The sequence below is a fragment of the Thermovenabulum sp. genome, from assembly GCF_049701175.1.
Lineage (GTDB): Bacteria > Bacillota > Thermosediminibacteria > Thermosediminibacterales > Thermosediminibacteraceae > Thermovenabulum.
Window position 1 is genome coordinate 1 of record NZ_JBNATW010000014.1, and the last position, 16,471, is coordinate 16,471.

The 16,471-nt window shown below is 35.3% G+C and carries 15 protein-coding genes and 1 pseudogene; 13 read left to right on the forward strand and 3 right to left on the reverse strand.

Annotation, left to right across the window (positions count from 1 at the left end; translation table 11 throughout):
* The first annotated feature begins 155 nt into the window (after positions 1 to 155).
* A complete protein-coding gene (locus ACPLVF_RS06230; protein ID WP_424906971.1) occupies positions 156 to 809 on the forward strand; it encodes a response regulator transcription factor in 654 nt (217 codons plus the stop codon).
* Positions 806 to 2,167 carry a sensor histidine kinase gene (locus tag ACPLVF_RS06235; protein ID WP_424906972.1) on the forward strand — a complete coding sequence of 454 codons (1,362 nt, stop codon included), beginning with the start codon at positions 806 to 808 and terminating at the stop codon, positions 2,165 to 2,167. The genes ACPLVF_RS06230 and ACPLVF_RS06235 overlap by 4 nt, the downstream gene beginning before the upstream one ends.
* Before the next feature lie 401 nt (positions 2,168 to 2,568).
* Here the strand turns inward: ACPLVF_RS06235 and ACPLVF_RS06240 are convergent, their stop codons facing one another.
* Both ACPLVF_RS06240 and ACPLVF_RS06245 read right to left on the reverse strand, forming a co-directional pair.
* Positions 2,569 to 3,492 (reverse strand): pseudouridine-5'-phosphate glycosidase, encoded by a 924-nt coding sequence (locus ACPLVF_RS06240; RefSeq protein WP_424906973.1) that lies wholly within the window; start codon positions 3,490 to 3,492, stop codon positions 2,569 to 2,571.
* Entirely contained in the window at positions 3,489 to 4,592 is a 1,104-nt protein-coding gene (locus ACPLVF_RS06245) for a carbohydrate kinase (RefSeq protein WP_424906974.1), read from the reverse strand. The genes ACPLVF_RS06240 and ACPLVF_RS06245 overlap by 4 nt, the downstream gene beginning before the upstream one ends.
* A gap of 73 nt (positions 4,593 to 4,665) precedes the next feature.
* Between ACPLVF_RS06245 and ACPLVF_RS06250 the strand changes: the two genes are divergently transcribed.
* The 6 genes and pseudogenes from ACPLVF_RS06250 to ACPLVF_RS06275 all read left to right on the forward strand — a co-directional run.
* Positions 4,666 to 5,133 carry a hypothetical protein gene (locus ACPLVF_RS06250; RefSeq protein WP_424906975.1) on the forward strand — a complete coding sequence of 156 codons (468 nt, stop codon included), beginning with the start codon at positions 4,666 to 4,668 and terminating at the stop codon, positions 5,131 to 5,133.
* Positions 5,134 to 5,252: 119 nt separating this feature from the next.
* A complete protein-coding gene (locus ACPLVF_RS06255) occupies positions 5,253 to 5,708 on the forward strand; it encodes a YbaK/EbsC family protein (RefSeq protein ID WP_424906976.1) in 456 nt (151 codons plus the stop codon).
* A 187-nt stretch (positions 5,709 to 5,895) separates the two neighbouring features.
* Positions 5,896 to 6,288, forward strand: a complete 393-nt coding sequence (locus ACPLVF_RS06260; RefSeq protein ID WP_424906977.1) for a hypothetical protein — start codon at positions 5,896 to 5,898, stop codon at positions 6,286 to 6,288.
* 73 nt (positions 6,289 to 6,361) lie between these two features.
* Positions 6,362 to 6,529, forward strand: coding sequence for a hypothetical protein (locus ACPLVF_RS06265; RefSeq protein ID WP_424906978.1), 168 nt, complete (start codon positions 6,362 to 6,364; stop codon positions 6,527 to 6,529).
* Positions 6,530 to 6,607: 78 nt separating this feature from the next.
* On the forward strand, positions 6,608 to 6,811 hold the full coding sequence (locus ACPLVF_RS06270) for a hypothetical protein (RefSeq protein WP_424906979.1): 204 nt from the start codon (positions 6,608 to 6,610) through the stop codon (positions 6,809 to 6,811).
* A gap of 166 nt (positions 6,812 to 6,977) precedes the next feature.
* A pseudogene (locus tag ACPLVF_RS06275) lies at positions 6,978 to 7,300 on the forward strand (UPF0236 family transposase-like protein); the annotation flags it as partial.
* A 189-nt stretch (positions 7,301 to 7,489) separates the two neighbouring features.
* Here ACPLVF_RS06275 and ACPLVF_RS06280 read toward each other — a convergent pair.
* Positions 7,490 to 8,755: an HD-GYP domain-containing protein gene (locus ACPLVF_RS06280; protein ID WP_424906980.1), complete on the reverse strand. Its 1,266-nt coding sequence runs from the start codon at positions 8,753 to 8,755 to the stop codon at positions 7,490 to 7,492.
* Positions 8,756 to 9,320: 565 nt separating this feature from the next.
* Between ACPLVF_RS06280 and ACPLVF_RS06285 the strand changes: the two genes are divergently transcribed.
* From ACPLVF_RS06285 to ACPLVF_RS06305, 5 genes are all read left to right on the forward strand, one after another.
* Entirely contained in the window at positions 9,321 to 9,611 is a 291-nt protein-coding gene (locus ACPLVF_RS06285; protein WP_424906981.1) for a hypothetical protein, read from the forward strand.
* 89 nt (positions 9,612 to 9,700) lie between these two features.
* A complete protein-coding gene (locus tag ACPLVF_RS06290; protein WP_424907015.1) occupies positions 9,701 to 12,055 on the forward strand; it encodes a DNA internalization-related competence protein ComEC/Rec2 in 2,355 nt (784 codons plus the stop codon).
* Between the two features lie 124 nt (positions 12,056 to 12,179).
* Entirely contained in the window at positions 12,180 to 13,496 is a 1,317-nt protein-coding gene (locus ACPLVF_RS06295) for an HTH domain-containing protein (RefSeq protein ID WP_424906982.1), read from the forward strand.
* 172 nt (positions 13,497 to 13,668) lie between these two features.
* The gene (locus tag ACPLVF_RS06300) at positions 13,669 to 15,204 is read left to right on the forward strand and encodes an AbgT family transporter (RefSeq protein ID WP_424906983.1); all 1,536 of its coding nucleotides are present in this window, start codon (positions 13,669 to 13,671) and stop codon (positions 15,202 to 15,204) included.
* Between the two features lie 78 nt (positions 15,205 to 15,282).
* Entirely contained in the window at positions 15,283 to 16,470 is a 1,188-nt protein-coding gene (locus ACPLVF_RS06305) for a M20 metallopeptidase family protein (protein ID WP_424906984.1), read from the forward strand.
* The last annotated feature ends 1 nt before the right edge of the window (position 16,471 follow it).

The window sequence follows — 16,471 nt, forward strand, 5'->3', positions numbered from 1 at the left end:
TCTTGTGGTGAGATGGTGAGTTTTAAAAAAACCTAAAAATACTTGACGCGATCATCCATTATATAAAATGAAGATTTCTTATTGAATTTTTGCTAAAATTAATTTAGTACATTCTTTTTAACTCAAACGTAAGAGTCTCAAGGGGTGAAATCTATTTGAAAATATTACTGGTGGAAGATGAAGAAAAAATTAGAAGGGTAATAAAGTTATACCTTGAAAAAGAAGGATTTGACGTAGAAGAGGCAACTGATGGAAATGAAGCAATTGAAAAATTTCAGCCTTTAATTTACTCAGTAGTCATTTTAGATGTAATGTTGCCTCAAAAAGACGGTTGGAGTGTATTGAGAGAAATAAGAAAAAAAAATGATACACCTGTTATTATGCTAACAGCACGTGGTGAGGATGACGATAAGATATTTGGTTTTGAATTAGGTGCCGATGATTATGTTGTCAAACCGGTTAGCCCTAAAGAGATAGTTGCACGAGTAAAGGCAATAATTAAAAGAACAAGAAAAGACAAACATGACGATACTTTATTTATTGATAAAGCAGCACGGGAGGTATATGTAAAAGGTCAAAGAGTGAATCTAACTCAAAAAGAATATGAGCTTTTATTGTACCTATATGAAAGACAAAACATTGCCCTTTCAAGAGAACAGATTCTCAATGGAGTATGGGGTTATGAATATTATGGTGATTTTAGAACCGTGGATACACATATTAAAAACCTCAGAGAGAAGCTTGGAGAGGTCAGAGATTACATTAAAACAGTAAGAGGTTATGGATATAAGTTTGAGGTGAAAAAATGAAAAAGATAAGTTTTAAACTATTGATTTACACCCTGATTTTGCTCTTCTGTATGTTAGGATTAAATTTTTTTCTGCAAAGTAATATCATAACAAGTGGTTTTAAAACCAATCTAAAAAATAAAATGATTCAGTATGCAAAAGACATTTCTGAGAGATTTAAAAATAACGTTGATTATTCAAGTGAAGCAAATAATATAGCTAATATTATCAATGGCAGGGTATCAATATATGATTCAAATGGCGGTTTGATAGAATCTTACGGTAGATTCATGTTTGGAAGAACAAGGAACATTGAAAGACAAATAATTTTAGATGTTTTGTCAGGCAAAATTATATATCAAACAGACCAAAAAACATTTCAAGGAAGTACACTTATTACATTCGGAATGCCTATAATTGACAATAATAAAATTATAGCGGCAATATTTATTCATCTTCCTTTGCGCGACATCCAAAATGATGTTAAAAATATCAAAAATCAGATATTTATACTTTTTCTTGCAGCCCTTTTTGTTTCGGTTATTGGTGCATATGTGCTGAGCAGTACATTCACAGAACCTATTCTTAAAATCAATGAAGCTGCAAAGGCTATATCAAAGGGGAATTATGATATTAAAATTGATGTTAAAAATAAAGATGAAATTGGTGAGCTTGCAAAAACAATCAATCATATGGCTCAAAATCTTTTAACAACAGAAAAGCTTAAAAGGGATTTTATAGCTAATATAACCCATGAATTACGAACTCCTCTTAGCATCATAAAAAGCTATGCTGAGGCCATTTACGATGGGATTTTAGATGAAGAAGGTGTAAAGGAATACTCCTATTCAATTATGGAAGAATCTGAACACTTAAACAAACTTATAAATGAAATACTTGAACTATCAAAATTACAATCCGGTGTTATTCAATTAAAGATTCAAACAATAGATTTAAAGGAACTTTTTGATGAGATTATCAATGAAGTAAATATAATTAAAGAAAATAGAAAGTTTTGGTCATTTACTGAAAATGTTAGTTTAAAAGGTGATAGGGAGCTTTTAAAAAGAGCTTTCAGCAATATTATAATAAATGCAATTCACCATACAAATGAATCAGGAAATATTTATATAAGAGCCAATAAGGAAGGCGATCTTGTGAAAATATCAATCAAAGATGACGGTGAAGGAATTGATGAGGCAGATTTGCCTTATATATTTAATAGATTTTTTAGCACCAATACAAAAAAAGGAGTAGGAGGTCTTGGTTTATCCATAGCAAAAGAGATAATTCTCATGCACCATGGAGAGATTGAAGCTTACAGTAAAAAAGGTGAAGGAGCTGAATTTGTCATCAAACTTAGAGCCAATTTCGAATAACAATACGCCAGGTGGGGGCGTGGTAGCACATCTATGTCACTGTTTTCAAGCAGTAGGATTGGGACGTATTATGTATGATGGCCCGGAACTATGGCAACGGTTATGAGGGAGACAAGGTGAGTGGCAGGCAGGTAGGGTAACTCCACTCCCCCTTCCGATATGGGCCTGAGGGTGAAAGCTCAAGGGACGGGAAACGTCGGGAAGCAGCCCGTCAGTCAGAGGCCCGAACCGGGAAGATGTGGGGCCCCCCAGCAAAAGGTAGACGGACTGGTCAGACGATGAAGCAGGACTTAACCACAGGCGAAGAGGCTTGTAGCGGGTGCTGAAGGCGGCCGAGCGGGGCGAGTTTAAGAAATTACTCATCGAGTATCCTGAATTAGGGGGCCAGCTCGAGAGGCGCATCACGCCTCTTTATACAATTTATTTAATTCAATAGCAATTTTTGCGCCTACATGGGCATTGTTTTTAGCAAGCTCAATATTGGCTTTTAGACTTTTACCTTGTGTCAAATCTTTTATTTTATCTAACAAAAACGGTGTTATCTCTTTACCTCTTATATTTCGCTTTTCTGCCTCATAAAGAGCGTCTTCTATTGCTTTATCTATATAAGCCTTATTCAAAGCATATTCTTTTGGAATAGGATTTGCAATCAAAAGTCCGCCACGTAGTCCTAAATCCCATTTAGTCTTTATAATTTTTGCAGCCTCTATTTCGTTTTCAACTTTGTAATCAACTTTCAATCCACTTTCTCTTGTATAAAAGGCTGGAAATTCTGACGTTTTAAACCCTATCACAGGCACTCCGTGGGTTTCAAGATACTCAAGAGTACGTGGAAGGTCAAGTATTGCCTTTGCACCTGCACATACAACCGCCACATTCGTCTTTGCAAGTTCCTGCAAATCAGCTGATATATCAAAAGTATGTTCTGCTCTTCTGTGGACACCTCCTATTCCTCCTGTAACAAAGACCTTTATATCCACAAGATTTGCACAAATCATTGTTGCGGAAACTGTAGTCGCTGCACTAAGCCCTTTGGCCAAAACTACAGGTAAATCTCTCCTGCTGGCTTTCAATATTTCTTTTGAGGTCGCCATAAATTCAAGCTCTTTTTTGTTTAAACCTATTTTTATTCTTCCGTTTATAATTGCAATTGTCGCAGGTATAGCCCCATGTTCTCTTACGATATTTTCAAGAGTTTCAGCTGTTTCAATATTTTCAGGATAAGGCATTCCGTGGGATATGATAGTGGATTCAAGTGCAACAACTGGTTTTCCTTCCTCCATTGCCTTTTTTACTTCTTGTGACAAATCAATGAACTTATTCATTTTTCAATCTCCTTTACTATATTTTTTAATTGATTTTCATTTAAAAATGGATTTACTGTATAGGGGGATGATATCGTAAGGGATGCTGCAGCAAGACCAAATTTTACCGATACGTCCAGAGGATAGTCATTAAAAATACCATAAACAAGCCCGGCCGTTAAAGCATCTCCTGCACCTGTGGCATCAACAATTTCAGCTTTATATGGTTTGATGAATTCTTCAAACTGTTGAGATACTATATACACACCTCTCTCTCCTAAAGTTACTATGACATTTTGGACACCTTTTTGTCTTAAATACTTGACCGCTTTTTTCATATCCTCGTCATTTGCTATTTTAATTCTAGATATTGATTCAAGTTCTTCTTTGTTGGGTGTTATATAATCAATTTTGTCAAGTACACCTATTAATTTTTTTGCTTTGTCTATTGAAACAGGTTCTGCAACTACAGGAATATTGTGATTGTAACAAAGCTCTACAATATATTTGATACTCTCCTCAGGAATATTTGTATCAAAAACCACAATCTCACTATTTTTTATAACTTCTGTCTTGGACTCCAGATATTTTATGTTTAATTCTTCTAAAATGTCCATTCCTGAAAGTGCGACATCCATGTCGCCAATTGCATTAAGAATAGCAAGATATATTCCTGTGCGTCTTGTATTTGAAACTACAACCTGTTCTACATTTACACCCGCTTGCCTTGTCTCCTCAATGAGCCTTTTTCCTTCATCATCATTTCCCACAACGCTTAAAAGCGTAACAGGTAAACCAAGCTGTGCAAGGTTGTGAGCAATGTTTCTTCCTACACCACCGGGTGCTATGTTTATGTAACCAGGATTTGAAGTGTGTTTTTTAAGTTCACAATAGGGTTTCCCTTTTATATCTATATTTGCTCCTCCAATTACAGTAATACCTTTAAAGTCCCTTACAACATAGCCTCTTCCCAATATAAAACCCTTTTTCATGAGATTTGCTATGTGCCCTGCAACAGCCGACCTGCTAATACCCATCAATTGAGCCAATTCTTCTTGGGAAATCATGGGGTTTTTCTTTATAAATTTCAATATCTCTTTTTCCCTTTGTGTCAGGGCCACATCAATACACTCCCAAACAATTATCTAATAATCAAACATTTGCAAGTATATCATATCACAAAAATACAAATGGGTGCAAAAATTACGAGTTGCATTAGCTAAGAAAGCAGAAAATGAAGGACGATATCTCCATGCTGCATATTATTATAGAATGGCAGAATTCTTCTTAACAGAGGAAAAAGAAGAGAAAAACACCTGTTACAAAGCGTTTAAGAAAAACTTCTTTGAGGCTACAGGTAAAAATGCCTTAGAGCACTTCAAAGTCCCATATGAAAATCAATTAATCAGACAGGACGTCTTGTTATTAGCGGGTGAAAATGATCACTACATAACTGGTAACTATTTGTACAAATTAAAAAGAGAGCTTGTTAATGCTCGCTCAGTAACAGCAGACGCCCTCCTCAACCGATTCAGTCCTTCAAAAACGGTTTCGGCGGACAACGTAAAAAAACACCCCGAAAGCTACATACTTTGCTTTTCCTGTTACGACGGACTTTGCAAAGGACTGTGGCCTGAGAAGGGGAAAACAGTAAACTTATGAAAGTTCAGTGCTGTTTTCCAGTAGGCGCACTAAGCTTAACCGAACGCCGTGCAAAAATAGTGTTTTCACAGAACTTTTGGTATAATTAATAAATCAAAAACGAATCAAGGTGAGAATCTATGTCTGTTGAATCCGTGAGGGAATACTTTAAGCGTAAAAATATACAAGCAAATATAATGTTGTTAGAGGATACAAGTACGGTTGATAAGGCAGCCCGCTCGCTGGGAGTTACCCCGGGAGAGATAGCCAAATCATTGCTTTTTAGAACAAAGGAAGGTTACATAATGATCGTAATGGCCGGTGACAGAAAAATAGACAACCGAAAATTCAAGGAGACCTTTTCTTGCAAAGCCAGGATGTCTGACCCAAAAGAAGTGGAGGAAGTAACCGGACATCCGGTGGGAGGCGTGTGCCCGTTTGGCCTTAAAAACCATATTGATGTATATCTGGACGAGTCTTTGAAAAATTATGAAATAGTGTATCCTGCCGCTGGCGACATTAACGCCGCCGTAGCTATGACTGTGAAAGAATTATCGGAGCTAACTGGTAATAGATGGGTAAATGTTAGCCAGTAAGAATTAGGTTTCTTTTCTGCCTTTTACTTTGCTCTGACCTCCTCCTATGTCCCTGAAGAAGTAAGTAAGGAGGAGGTCACAATTTTAATACGCACACAGCATACTAAGGGTCAAAAACTCTCTTACGCCAGCCTTTATCTTCTGGCATCTACAGTGCAGATCAAGGGAGGAGGTCTTTGATTATCAGGTGTCCCTGAAAAGCACTAAGGATGATAAGGTGGGAAAGATTGATCTGGTGTCATTTAACCAGGACACAAATACAGTATGGCTGGTAGAATTAAAAAGAAAAGACAATAAGGATACACTGTTACGTTGTATGCTGGAGGTTGCAACCTATTATCAGTTGCTTGATAAAGAAGGATTTATTGAGTCCCATAAGGATATGCTTGGTAACCTTAGCACCGATTGTATTCGTAAAGCAGTGCTTATCTTTAAGGAACAGTCGCAGCATGAGGAAATTAAAGAAATGAAAGACGGGAAACGTCCCATGCTGAAGCAATTGGTGGACTCCTTGGATATCACATTCTTCTTAATGGAAGAGTCAGGCTCGACATTCACAGTAGAGGAGGTATTGCTATGAGGGCCAGGATCTATCGTGGCATCCATGAGATAGGCGGTTCTTATAGATTTAGGCCTACCTCTGGTGGAAAAATATGGTTCCAGCTTTGACAGCAGCAAACTACACTGAACTTACTATGATGTTTTGTCCTTTTGGGGGAGTTGGTGGTAAGCCAAGCACTTTTGTTGACGGAGTCCCAGTGTACATCTGTGAGTTCAGAGTAACTCCCTTTCTGGTGGACCATTCTGCATTTGATGTTTAAGCATTCCTGATAGAGGCAGAAGGTAAAAGTGTGTTTTATTCTGGAGACTTTCGTGAGCATGGACGAAAAACCAGTGCCTTGCAGGCCATTATTAAAGCACTCTCAGGTAAACCAGTAGATGTTATGCTGCTGGAGGGCGCAATGTTTGGACGCTCGAAGGAAAAGATTGCTACAGAAAAAGAATTAGAGGATAATCTTGTGCAGGTTATTGATAGTAGAAATGATATATGCCTTGTTTGTTCTTCGGGACAGAATATTGATCGATTGGTTACTAAGGTATAAGATTACCCGTAGAGAATTAGAGGAGCAGCAAAGCACGGTATTGATGCTGGTGCGCCCTTCGATGATTAGTGGCCTGGATATCAGAAGGAACCTGCTATGGCACGTCTATTGAATTTTGCCAGGGAACGGGATGATGAGTTAAAAAGCTCAACAGGGATGACATATTGAAAGAAGTACTCAGGAAATTAAGAGAGACGGGGCTGAATGTCATATAAGCTGCTAGACGGTAATGAATACAATAAAACCTATGGAAAAGCTGTTGAAAAGAAAAGAATAAAGGCGCTTTATATAGAAGCTGATGAAGATCACATTCATTATCAAAACGAGAGATCAGGGATAATAAAATTAGTATACGTTCATGAAGGAAAGAAGCACTCGGTAAAAGATAGGAATGAATTGATAAATCCCAAGTATTTTTCAGGGGTATATGATGGAGAAAGAGTAGAAAAATTATGGGAGGAGGCATGGGAATACATATACATAAAGTATATAACAATGGCTTTAAAGGATGACAAAAAATTATAGAGGCTATCACGGGGGCTTTTATCATGGAGTAAAATATATCCTATTTTGCTGCAAAAGGGCACTTTCGCTAGGGCATAAGCACTGAAAAGCGGCGGTACCCAAAATTTCGGCCCTGCATGGTGCCCAGAACGGTGCTAACTTTCTTTATCAATATTAATCCACCGGCTGCAGAAATTTCTTATATTCTTCAGCCGAACCTGCCTGGGCCTCTATACGGCAGGAATTAATCTCATCAAAGTGAAGTCTCAGCAGGGATACAATATTTGAATCTAAGGCTGAATCGTCAGCCATCTGCTGGAGAACCTGCAGTGCTTTCTCTTCAGGCATTCCCTTCCTATAAGGGCGGTCTTCTGTTAGAGCAATGAACACATCCGCCACCGCCATGATCCGGGACCCTAGAGGCAGATCCTGAACTTTGTGGTGAAAGGGATAACCGGTGCCATCCAGGCGTTCGTGGTGAAAGGAGGCCCAGGTGTTTATTTCATAGAGATCGGTGATGGGCTCGAGGATGCAGTAAGTGTAGAAGGTATGACTGCGAATTACATTAAACTCCGTCTCTGTTAACTCCGACGGCTTCTCCAAAATCTCCGCCGGCACAGCCAGTTTCCCCAAATCGTGAAGGTAACCCGCGATCCTCATCATCCGGCACTCTCTTTCAGAAAACCCCATAAATCTGGCTAACAATTCCGCACTGGCTGCAACACCACTGGAGTGGGTGGCGGTAAAGCGGCTTCTAAAGTCAATGATGTGAGAAAACAGCCTGGCTAGATTGAGCAGTTCCTCCATATCCAGCTCGACGGTCGGCAATGCCAACCTCAGAGGCAGAACTGAGCTTATCGATGGAGAAGCAGCGTCGAGCCAGAAACTCTCTTTAGCAGCCAAACTCCTGAAGGCGTCCACCAGTTCCGGCATAAACATTTTCCCCGACTGTTCCTCGACCATCTCACAAATTCTCCCGGCTTTCCCCAGTACTTCCTGATGTTTGCCTATAAGCACAGCTACCCGGTCTGCCAGATGTAAAATGTGGCTGCCCATCGGCACTTTTTTCCCATTAAACTCGGATCCGCTTCCCTCATTCCACGGAACATGGTGAAATCGCACGATGTCAGCCACATGGGAAAGAGGTTTGTAGTTTTTGAGAAGCAGATAGCCTGCTTCCGCGTGCTGGTGAGGGTTTTCAAGTTCAAACTGCAGAGTGGCTATTCTTTCTTTAAGGGAGAAAGCACCAATATCATGCAACGCCCCCGCCATCACCTGTTCGTTAAGCTGTGCCACCGGCAGGTTTAACTCTCTCCCTATGCTGAAAGCTATGTAGGCCACCTGCATATGATGATTGACCACCACTGGACTGACCAAATCCATAGCTTTGGATAAAGACATGATTAATTCAAATATCTGAATTTTTGGTTCCCTTATCATCCGGTATGTAGCTACTTTCCGTATTTTACAATATAATATTACCACTGATTCCGAAATTTTGCACCATTCAGTTGAATATGTCAAGCGTCAATGAAAATATCAGGTAAAACTCGTCTGTGAATTTGTCAGGGTAGAAGTGGTATAATTACGCTGGATAAGTTTCCATGGTTTAGGCGTGGATGATCCGTATAAGATGAGAGGGGATGGGCGGAAAGCGGGTATATGCTGGATACCGAGCTCATTCAATATCCGGCCAATTTGGGTTAAAAACCGAAGTTGCCCTAAAAACTCTTCCTGGATAGAAGGGCACTTTTCTGCAAATTTAGAGGAAAAGAACAGAGTATGGCGATCTGTGACAAAACAATCATCTCCCTGCTCATACCGACATTTTCTCAGATGGATTTCACCCTGATAATATCACAGACGGATGATACATATTAAGTAAAAGGGATTGATAATTTAATATAATTTATTTAAAATGATATAAAAATACCGTTATCTGGTAAAATTTATTTAGTTGTCGTTTTATAGCCGGATTATTCTATAATAATAGGGAGTTAACAACATGGCTTTAAAACCAAAATATATTGCTGTTATTTTTATATTAATTTTAAGTATGATAATTGTTTTTCACCTTACTCCCGGTGGAGCTATTCGATTTTATATAGCTTTTCATGGGAATCCTTTTGCAGCAGTAAAAGCAATAATTATTCCGGGGTATTTTTTGGATTGTGGCTGGCAGTATATCGTGGAAGGCTATAATGATCGTGAAACAGGCGAAAAATTATGTTTCTTTTACCTGCGAAAAAATGCTGTCGGATTATGGGTAGTAACTTCCGTTGGTACAGGACCATAAGATATGTAGATTGCGGAGAATAAAAAAATAAAATTAAAGGATTGAGGAATTTGCACCGAACTTTTTTAAACATTACAATTTTAATAATAATGGGATTTATAACGGCTTATTATCTCCCAAACGCCAGGAGATTTTTTTATTACTTTGCTGGAATTTTTTCTTTTCTACTTTTATTTATATTGTTCTATTTTAAGGATCAAACAATAAAAAACAAAAAAATATTATTGTTTTTATTTATTTACATTTTTGCAATACTGTATTTTCATTTTTACTGCTTAAGACTGCAAAAGGATTTTACCATATACGATGGGAAGGAAGTAGAAATAATAGGATATGTAAAAGATTTCCCACAATTAGAAAATGAAAAGGTTATTTACGAGATAAATACCTTTTACATAAAAGATGATGATACTTTTAAAAAATTAAAATCCACCGTGAAACTAACAACTTATGAAAGCGAAAAAATTTTTGAATACGGCGATGTATTAAGGTTTAAAGGTAAAATAAAACTTTCCAAGGGAAAAACCAATCCAGGAAATTTGGATTTTAAAGCTTTGATGCTTCAAAAAGGGATAACGGCTGCGGTTTTTTCCCGGGAAATAGATAAAATTGGGGAATATAATGGAGGTTTTTTAAAAACAAGTTTTTATAAGGTTGCTTTTATAATAAAAAAGCATTATGAAAACAATTTTGAAAAATATTTGGATTTAAATTTTTCATCCCTTCTTATAAGTATAATTTTCGGTGTAAAAGAAAACCTCCCCTCAGCTATATTAGAGGAGTTCAGCAGAGGGGGTATAATGCATGTTCTTGCAGCATCTGGAATGAATGTTGGTATTATCTATGTTTCATTTTATTATTTTTTAGATTTATTAAATATTGAGCGTAAAATTATTTCTTTATTTATTGTATTTTTATATACAATAATTTCCAATTTTTCACCTCCTGTCATTAGGGCTTTTATAATGCTTTTTGTTGTAGTTTTTGGAGAATTAATAGGTAGAAAATCTGACCCTTTAAATAGTCTTTCCTTTTCTGCCTTTATTCTGCTTATTTTAAATCCCCTAATACTTTTTTCAATCAGTTTTCAATTTTCGTTTTTAGCAACTCTGGGTTTGGTATTATTTTATGGTTCTTTAACTAAAACTTTCGGTTTTCTTCCTAAATTTTTAAATACAACCATTTCTTCTACTATTGCTGCGCAAATTATCTTACTACCTTTTTTGTCCTATTATTTTCATTTTATATCCCTTATTGGCGTATTAACAAATATAATAGTTGTTCCTATCATTAGCTTGTGTCTTGTTTTAGGATTGATTGCAGGGATTGGTATTTTACCTTTTTTAACTTCTATTTTATTACAAATGTGTAAACTGTTTCTAAATCTGGCATTAATAATTAATAGATTTGCCATAAATATGCCCTTTTCGATTTTATATATCCCGGAGAGGGGCATTTTCCCCTTTATACTTTACTATATAATTGTGGCTATTTTGTTTAATTTACCCGAGAAAGCTATGAAAAAGCTTAATTTTTCTTATGAAAGTTATTATAAAAAGCTAAAAATACCTATTGTTGCTTTTTGCTTATGTTTAATATTCATAATATATCTTAACAAAAATCCTTTTGAAGTGACTTTCCTCGATGTAGGACAGGGGGACTGCGCGGTTATTACAACGCAAGATAACAAGGTTTTTATAATTGACGGAGGTGGAATTCCTCCGTATATTAAGGGTGATTTTGATACGGGAAAGGATATTATTGACCCCTTTTTAAAAAGTAAAGGCATAAAAAAGATTGAAGCGGTAATTATAAGTCATTTCGATGATGACCATGCAAGAGGGCTTTTATATATTTTAAAAAATTACGAAGTGAAGTACTTAATTTACGGCAGAGAAAGTGCTACAGTACTTTATCGGGAGATCTTAGATGCTGTAAAAGAAAAAAATGTAAAAATAATAAAGTTAAATGGCAGGGACAATTTTGGGTATAAAGATTTAAAGTTTGAAGTGTTAAATCCCATTAAAGGCCAAAATTATGGAGATGAAAACGATGCCTCTCTTGTGATAAAAATGGATTATAAGGGGTTAAAAATACTATTTACTGGGGATTTAGGAAAAGAAGGGGAGAAATTACTTTTACAGCAAAAAGAAGATTTGAAAGCCCATGTTTTGAAAGTTGGCCACCACGGCAGCAAAACATCAAGCTCTGAAGAATTTATCGATGCAGTAAGCCCTTATTACGCAGTTATTTCTGTAGGAAAGTATAATAATTTTGGACATCCTTCACCTGAGGTGCTTGAGTTGTTAAAAAATAAAAAAATTACCATTTTGAGGACCGATGAAAAAGGGGCTATTAGTTTTAAAATAGAAAAGGGAAATGTAATTTATAAGGACAGTAATGGAAAATTGATATATTATAATTCTTTTAATCATAAATTATAAATATTCATAAAAATAACATTAAAATTTTTTAAAAGAAGGAAAAAAATAACTGATGAAGAATGATAAAACATATAGAAAATTCCTTTTAATGATTTTTACAATTAAAATTTTTGGAGGCTTAAAAATGAAAGAAATTAAAATGGGTATAATTGGTCCGACAGATTCCCTTGAAATAATAAAAAGTATTGTAGAAGATTTCAATAATAATGTAACAATATATTTTAAGCCCTACCAAACTTTTGATGAATTGTATGATGTAAAAAAATTTTGCGAAGAAAATATTTTGGATGTATTATTGTTTAGCGGTCAAGCGCCTTATTATTGGGTAAAAGAACGTGAAAATATCGAAATTCCGATGCTTTACATTCCAAGAAATGGAACTTGTTTATATAGAACGTTATTTAATATACATTTAGATAAAGTAGATTTTAATAAGGTGAGTTTTGATACTATATCGGAAGAAGATATTAAAGAAGCTTATAAAGAATTAAATATTCCCATTACAAAAATATATACATTAGCATACAACAAATATTTGCCCTATGAACAAATAATTGATTATCATCTGAAGTTAATAAATGATGGTAAAGTAATAGCGGTCGCTACGTGTTTACAAAAACCTTATGATATTTTAAAGGAAAAAGGTATAAGAACCTATAGAATTTTTCCTACCAAATCTATAATAAGAGAAACCTTTATTAAAGGTTTATTATACGGAGAGAGCACTAAATTTAAAGAGACACAATTTGCCATTATAGTTGTTAGAGTAGAAGATGTGCTAAGGGAAATTTACGAAAATAATAATTTAAATTATAAAATGCAAAAAATCTTATTAGAACTTGAAAAAATTATAATAGATTATTCTGAACTATTAGAAGGGACAATGGTTAAATTAAGAGAGGGTGAATATGCAATTTTCGCTACAAGAGGTACCATAGAAAATATTACCGATGATTATTCTAAATTCCCGCTGTATAAAGATATTAAGGAAAATTTTCCCTTTTTAGTTACAATGGGTGTTGGTTTTGGCAAAACGGCGAAAACCGCAAGAAATAACGCTTATATTGCATTAAATTATTCAAAATTGAATAATGGGAATTGTTTTATTACTACTGAATATGGAAAGATCATAGGACCGCTAATTCCTGAGGAATCTAAAAAGAGAGAGCTGTTTTCAAATGATTTATTAGAAATTGCTAAAAAAGTAGGTATTTCAGCTATAAATTTAAGTAGAATAAAACAGGCCTTAAAAAATTTAAATAAGAACGAAATTTCTTCTCGAGAATTATCATTAGAATTAAATATATCTGAAAGAAGCGCAAGAAGAATTTTAAATAAATTGGAGAAAAAAGGCTATGCTAAAGTTGTAGGCACTAATAGTTTTTTAAACAAAAGTGGAGTAAAAGGTCGCCCTTTATGGGTATATAAAATAAATCTTTAAAGAACAATAAAGATTTACTACCCCCCCTTATTTCAGGGGGTTTTTGTTTTTAATAAAAATTTATTTGGGGAATTTATATGAAAAAGAAGGAATTTTAATGAATTTAACGAATATATATTAGATTAAAATAAGGACATATGACCGCAATATGTCCTAAAAAGGAGGTATAATCTTGTTAGAAGTAAAAACCAATTTAACAAAAAAGAAAGGACGGTTTGAGAGATTTTTGGACTGGGTTGAGAGGGTAGGAAATAAGATCCCTCACACTTTTATCCTGTTTATTTATTTAACGGTATTTCTGATGATCATTTCAGCAATTTTATCTTTTACTGGAGTTACGGTTACAAATCCAGCAACAAAAGAGGCAATTAAAGTAAAAAATCTATTGGATGCTGAAGGTATTAGATGGATTTTGCAAAATATGATTAAAAACTTTACGGGTTTTGCACCTTTAGGTTTGGTTTTGGCAATGACGATGGGAATAGGTTTGTCTGAAGAAGTTGGTCTATTGTCAGCATTTATGAAAAAAACTATGCTGGGAGTACCTGCTTGGGCTATTAGTTTAGCAGTAATGTTCATCGGAATTAATGGTAATATCGCTTCAGATGCTTCGGTTATTATAATTCCGGCATTAGCAGCAAGCGTATATTTATCCTTAGGTAAAAATCCGTTAGTAGGCCTTGTAGCAGGCTATGCAGCTACTTGTGCGGGATTTTCAGCAAATCTTATTATAGTGGGAACCGATGCTTTACTTGCCGGTATAACCCAAGAAGCGGTAAAAATACTTGACCCGAAATTTCAGGTTAATCCTTCAATGAATTGGTATTTTATGATCACTTCAACAATATTATTCACTTTTGTGGGTGCATGGATTACAGATAAGATTATTGCTCCACGCTTGGGAGAATATAAAGGAAAAATAAAATATCTGGAAAATAAAGAATTAACTCTTGAAGAAAATAAAGCTTTGAGAAGTGCAGGAATTGCAGCAATTATTTATTTAATTATACTTTCATTATTAGTTGTACCAAAAGGTGCAATTTTGCGTAACCCCAAGACTGGTGGATTAATTCCTTCACCGTTTCTATCTGGCATTATTCCGATAATTATGTTCTTTTTTATTACAATTTCAGTTGTTTATGGTAAAAAAATTGGAAGTATAAAAAATTCAGCAGATGTTCCTAAATTGATGGCAGAAGCGGTAAAGAAAATGTCAGGTTACATAGTTTTAGTTTTTATTATTGGTCAATTTGTTGCTTTCTTTGACTGGAGCAATATAGGTGTTATACTGGCAGTAAAAGGCGCAGAATTTTTAAAGAATATCGGTTTTACAGGGATCCCTTTAGCAATTGGGCTTATAATACTATCAACTTTTATTAATCTATTCATTGGTAGCGGTTCGGCAAAGTGGAGTATATTAGCTCCCATTTTTGTGCCAATGATGATGTTATTAGGATATTCTCCCGCTTTTACACAGGTAATTTATAGAATTGGTGATTCTTCTACAAATCCGATTACTCCATTGTTCCCTTATTTCCCGATACTTTTAGGTTTTGCTCAGCAATATGATGAAAACATTGGTGTGGGCACTTTAATTTCTTTAATGATACCCTATTCATTGATTTTTATGATCGTCTGGATACTGCAACTTTTTGTTTGGATGGCTCTAAACCTTCCTCTCGGTCCGGGTGCGGGAATTTTTATGTAAAAATAGATTTTTTTGGCGGGCTTATATAATAATTTATCTTAAGCCCGCCAATAACTGTAATTTTAGGGGGGAATATATTTGTGCATAAATGAACTCATTAAAAATAATATAGACGAGATAATCAAGATACGAAGAGAAATACATCAGTATCCTGAATTAGGCTATGAAGAGTATCGAACTTCTACTATGGTTGCAGAAAAATTGAATGGTTTGGGATTATCGGTTAAAACCGGTGTTGCTAAAACTGGAGTTGTAGCCGATTTATGTGGTTCCAAGGAAGGTATATCAATTTTATTAAGGGCAGATATGGATGCGCTTCCTATAAAAGAAGAAACGGGTTTACCCTTTGCATCAAAAATTGACGGGAAAATGCATGCGTGTGGTCATGATATTCATACTGCAATTCTAATAGGGACTGCAACAGTATTGTCAAAGTTAAAAGACAAGTTAAACGGATTTATCCGTTTTGTATTTCAACCCGCAGAAGAATGTAGCCCAATTGGTGGGGCAAATAAAATGATAGAAGAAGGCATTTTAGAAAATCCGAAGATAGACTATGCCTTTGCTTTACATGTTTGGCCATTTCTTCCAGTTGGAAAAATAGGATTACGAAGTGGACCGATTTCAGCTCAGTCAGATAGGATTTTTATTAAAATATTAGGTAAATCTGGTCATGCTTCAACTCCTCATTTAACATACGATTCGATAGTGGCAGCAGGGCATGTGATTGTTGCCTTGCAAACTATGATAGCCAGGAGAATAAATCCTTTAGATAATATTGTTTTATCCTTAGGTAAAATATGCGGAGGAGATAGATATAATGTTATTTGCGATAGAGTGGAAATCGAAGGTACGGTAAGGATTCTTTCTGATAACAAGGAGCTAAAAATAGAGAATTTAATTCGTGATACAGTATCAAATGCAGCAAAAATATGCGGGGCAGAGGGATATGTCGATTATGTAAAAGGTTATCCAATGACATTTAATGACGAAAAATTAACAGTTTGGGCGGAAAACTCTTTAAAGAATTTATATGGGCAAGATTCAGTTGTTAAAATTAATCCTGATTTAGGAGGAGAAGATTTTTCCTTTATTTCGCAAAAAATACCGTCTTTATATTTGAAATTAGGGACTTCTTCCGATAAAACTAATATTTATCCATTACACAATAGTAAGATAATCTTTGATGAAGAATGTATTCCTTTTGGAATTAGTGTTTTATCCAACCTTGTTTTAGAGCTATTAAAAAAGGGGAGAAAATATTAAA

What these genes read in the sequence shown, in the direction of transcription:
- ACPLVF_RS06235 (WP_424906972.1), top strand. Translation starts at nt 806, where the DNA reads ATGAAAAAGATAAGTTTTAAACTATTGATTTACACCCTGATTTTGCTC.
- ACPLVF_RS06265 (WP_424906978.1), top strand. Translation starts at nt 6,362, where the DNA reads ATGGTTCCAGCTTTGACAGCAGCAAACTACACTGAACTTACTATGATG.
- ACPLVF_RS06295 (WP_424906982.1), top strand. Translation starts at nt 12,180, where the DNA reads ATGAAAGAAATTAAAATGGGTATAATTGGTCCGACAGATTCCCTTGAA.
- ACPLVF_RS06255 (WP_424906976.1), top strand. Translation starts at nt 5,253, where the DNA reads ATGTCTGTTGAATCCGTGAGGGAATACTTTAAGCGTAAAAATATACAA.
- ACPLVF_RS06240 (WP_424906973.1), bottom strand. Translation starts at nt 3,492, where the DNA reads ATGAATAAGTTCATTGATTTGTCACAAGAAGTAAAAAAGGCAATGGAG.
- ACPLVF_RS06290 (WP_424907015.1), top strand. Translation starts at nt 9,701, where the DNA reads ATGGGATTTATAACGGCTTATTATCTCCCAAACGCCAGGAGATTTTTT.
- ACPLVF_RS06280 (WP_424906980.1), bottom strand. Translation starts at nt 8,755, where the DNA reads ATGATAAGGGAACCAAAAATTCAGATATTTGAATTAATCATGTCTTTA.
- ACPLVF_RS06285 (WP_424906981.1), top strand. Translation starts at nt 9,321, where the DNA reads ATGGCTTTAAAACCAAAATATATTGCTGTTATTTTTATATTAATTTTA.